3 protein-coding genes are annotated in these 2473 nt (G+C 31.7%); 1 reads left to right on the forward strand and 2 read right to left on the reverse strand.

Going from position 1 to position 2473, the window contains the following annotated elements:
- Positions 1–395, forward strand: a 395-nt coding sequence (locus GSY74_RS06315; protein ID WP_164664256.1) for a hypothetical protein, incomplete at its 5' end; no start/stop codon positions are given.
- A gap of 2 nt (positions 396–397) precedes the next feature.
- On the opposite strand, the gene GSY74_RS06320 is transcribed toward GSY74_RS06315, so the two are convergent.
- Positions 398–1189, reverse strand: coding sequence for a 3',5'-cyclic-nucleotide phosphodiesterase (locus GSY74_RS06320; RefSeq protein WP_164664257.1), 792 nt, complete (start codon positions 1187–1189; stop codon positions 398–400).
- A 10-nt stretch (positions 1190–1199) separates the two neighbouring features.
- Positions 1200–2473: adenylate/guanylate cyclase domain-containing protein (locus GSY74_RS06325; protein ID WP_164664258.1), on the reverse strand; the 1274-nt coding region annotated here is incomplete at its 5' end.

The following is a 2473-nucleotide window of genomic DNA, read 5'->3' on the forward strand; positions in this document are numbered from 1 at the left end:
AGTTTGCTAAGATATTAGCTACCCTACTCAATAATTCATTGAAAAAAAATAAAACAAAACAACAAATTACTAATTCTAAAGAAAATAAAGTAGAAGTACTTCAAGAGAAATTAGATAACTATCTTTTAGACAAAAAACTATTTATTATGAATGATGGTAGTGCTTATTATAAAATAGTTGGTATGATAAGAGACTATTTTATTGGTGCAGACAAATGTTATCAACTAAATGAAACTCCTACAAAAATAAAAATTTATCATTATAATACAACAAAAGAAAATGACTTTCTATCTATTGATATGTTGGTACATACCAATAAGGAAGCAGAATCTTTATTTGTATCAGAAAGAGGTAATAAAGAACAGTTTAAACAATATTATTTGGAAGAGGATTAAAGTTAAGCTTTTAATCTATCAAAATATATAATATCTCCATCTTGTAGTATTGTGCCATTTCCTTTTAGGACATTATACTCTTTTGCCTCTTCATATATCTTGTCTGCAAAAGATGGTTTGATGTGCATAATATATATATTCATTTCTCTAGTAAGTTTTTGAAGCTCTGCTTGAAGTAGCTTTGGAGTGAGATGTTTGCTATCTTTGGCTAGTTTATCATATTGAGATGGAAAAGAGACATCTATACATAGTGTATGGATAGTGTCGTCATTGTTTAGTCTATCCCAAATAATATCACTACAGTATGTATCTGCTGTGACAAATATACCTTGATTGGACTGTTTGATGACATATCCACAGCTTCCCTCTGTATGATTTGTCTTTATGGGTGTTATCGTAAAATCATCCATATCATAAGTAGTATCTATCTCTAAAATGATTAGTTCTATGACAGATTTATCACTATTTGGAAACTTGATTTGAGTAAAATCTGGCCATATTTGATTGTTGAATATATGATTTTTGATAGAGTCAATTGTATCTTTAAGACCATAAACTTTGATAGGTTTATCTTTTTTCCATATTACTTCATCTGCCAAAAATGGAATATCGCAAATATGGTCAAGGTGAGGATGGGTTAGGAATATAGTATCAATATCTACCATATTCTCTCCTAGTCCACATATAAGATTACCAGCATCAATCACAGCTCTTTTGGAGATTTGGATAGAAGTTGAACCTTTGTCTTTGGTTCTTGCTCCGTTTGCACCCAAAAATTTAATATAGTCAATCATTATCTATCCTCTATTTAGTATTGAAGGCAAATATGCCATCGAAGTCTTTGATATTTTTACTATCTAGTAGAGTACATCTCTCTTGATACATTTGGTATAGGTGAGTAGAGTACTTATCATTAAGTATCTCAAAAGCTATTTTTGCATCAATAAAACTACCATTTCGATATAGTAATAAAGCCTTATTATACTCTTCTAACTCTTCTTTTTTCTTATCTTCTATCTCTTTTCCTCTTGAGATAACTTCAAAGATAATTAGTGAGCTTGTTTTACCCTTTACACTGACCTTATCAAGCTCTCTAAATATATAATCTTCTTTTAGTAAATCTTTGGTAGCTTCTGATATGATGAGTTTTGCTCCATAAGGTTTGCATAGCCCCTCTAGTCTCGATGCTAGGTTTACATTGTCTCCGATGATAGTATAATCAGAACGCCCACTAGCACCCATCTCTCCGATGGTGACACTTCCTACATGGATACCTATACCAATATCTATGGTAGTTTGATACTCTTTTTCTATATCTACATTTAACTCTTTTAACATAGCTAGTTGTTCCAAGGCACTCTGTACAGCCATATCTGGATGGTCTTTGACATCAGTTGGTGCATTCCAATATGCCATAATAGCATCACCAATAAACTTATCAATAGTACCATGATGGGCTACTATATTTTCTACCATAGGAGTCATATATTTGTTTAATAGTGATATTAATCTTGTAGGATTACCGATACTCTCAGATATAGAGGTAAATGAGCGAATATCACTAAAGAATATAGTAACTAATTTCTCTTTTGGTTCTAAAAGATTTTTGGTCTCATTGGTCATAATATCGTGCATTACAGCAGGAGATACTTTGCGTGAAAATGCCTCTTGAAACTGTTGTTTGAGACGATTTGCAAATATAAAACGCATAAGTAAGATTATAAAAGTAGTTAATATAAAGGTCAATAGAGGAAAGATTATATTTACGATAATTCCCTCACCAAAAAGTAGCATATTAAATAGAAGATACATACCATAAATATATCCTATCCACGCAGGTATTATCAACCAGCTAGTTAAGAAATAAAATATCAACGCAGTAGATAGTACAGTTAGAGCAATTATGAGTAGATTGATAACAGGAGCATCATTGGGTATAGATATAAAATCATTTGCCAAAATAGAGTCTATAACATTGGCATGAGCTTCTACCCCTGGCATAAGAGGATCCATAGGTGTAGCCTTAATGTCTGCTAGACCAATGGCTGAAGTACCTACAAGTAGAAATCTACCCTCTA

It is taken from the genome of Sulfurovum sp. bin170, assembly GCF_010892395.1.
GTDB lineage: Bacteria > Campylobacterota > Campylobacteria > Campylobacterales > Sulfurovaceae > UBA1140.